Annotated in this window: 2 protein-coding genes; both read left to right on the top strand. The window is 42.1% G+C overall.

Annotated features, from left to right (window positions below; all coding sequences use genetic code 11):
- The coding region (locus A3739_RS26295) for a mechanosensitive ion channel family protein (protein WP_156502868.1) at positions 1-295 on the top strand (295 nt) is incomplete at its 5' end.
- A 256-nt stretch (positions 296-551) separates the two neighbouring features.
- The gene (locus A3739_RS26290; protein ID WP_068482213.1) at positions 552-1,064 is read left to right on the top strand and encodes an aminoacyl-tRNA deacylase; all 513 of its coding nucleotides are present in this window, start codon (positions 552-554) and stop codon (positions 1,062-1,064) included.
- Positions 1,065-1,170 lie beyond the last annotated feature (106 nt).

Raw genomic sequence — 1,170 nt, 5'->3', positions numbered from 1 at the left:
GGATTTTGTATTTGGCGTGGCTTATGCCGATGATATCGATAAGGTCAAAGCGATTATAGAGCGCGTTGTTTCGGCGGATGAACGCGTTTTGAGTGATCCTGAGAAAACCATTGTGCTAGGTGAACTTGCAGATAGCTCCGTTAATTTCACCGTGAGACTTTGGGCGAAGACTTCCGATTATTGGGGCGTTTATTTCGATACGCATGAAGCGATTAAAAAAGCATTTGATGCTGAGCAGATTTCTATTCCATTCCCGCAACAAGATGTATATTTGCATCAAGCATCGAACGACTAAATAATAACGAAATAATTAACCTACGAATTTCAGGTAGATATTGTTTTAAATGAAACAAACTTGTGAAATTCTTGAAATGGCCATTTTTTTGTGACGCAAACACAATGTTGAAAGTGGCCATCGTCACGCTTTAGTTTGGAATATAGGTGTAACGTGTTACTTGTCTTTCGTCGCTCTTAGGTAGTCCCCAATACCTAGGGGCGCAAAGACACACTTTTTGCTCTTAATAAAAAGACGAATTGGTGGAGGTAGTACGATGCCGGTAAAACAATTACAAGAATACCTCGATGCGCATAATATGACGTATCAAGCGATTGAACACTCTCCTGCATACACCGCAAAGGAAATTGCAGATTTAGTTGATGTTAAAAGCGAGCAGGTTGCCAAAACCGTTATGGTGATTATGGATGGCGTGCTCTCTATGATTGTCCTTCCAGCTTCTTGTCGTATTCGTATGGATCGATTTGCACGTGTAATGGGTACTGAACTCATAGATCTTGCTAGTGAAGAAGAATTTAAAAATCGTTTCCCAGAATGCGATGTCGGCGCGATGCCTCCTTTTGGTCGAATGTATGAAATTCCCGTTTATATGTATGAGGGCTTTAATGAAGGCGGTGCGATCGTTTTCAGAGGTGGCCGCCATGACGAAGTGATTAAAATGGATTTCAAAGACTATAAGATGCTCGCTCAACCCATGACATTGAGCGAAGGTTTTGCACGTATCGGTGTTTCCAAGCCAGATTGGATGATGCGCCGCAAAGCTGGCTAGCGTGTGTAAATAACGAAGTCCTGATAATGTCGTCGTATGTGATATGACTGTGGCGCATTTATGGTTATGAAGTAACTGAGTTCTTCGATGCTATGGATGCGCTTGT

It is taken from the genome of Oleiphilus sp. HI0067, from assembly GCF_001635735.1.
This window is presented reverse-complemented; position numbering and strand designations above follow the sequence as displayed.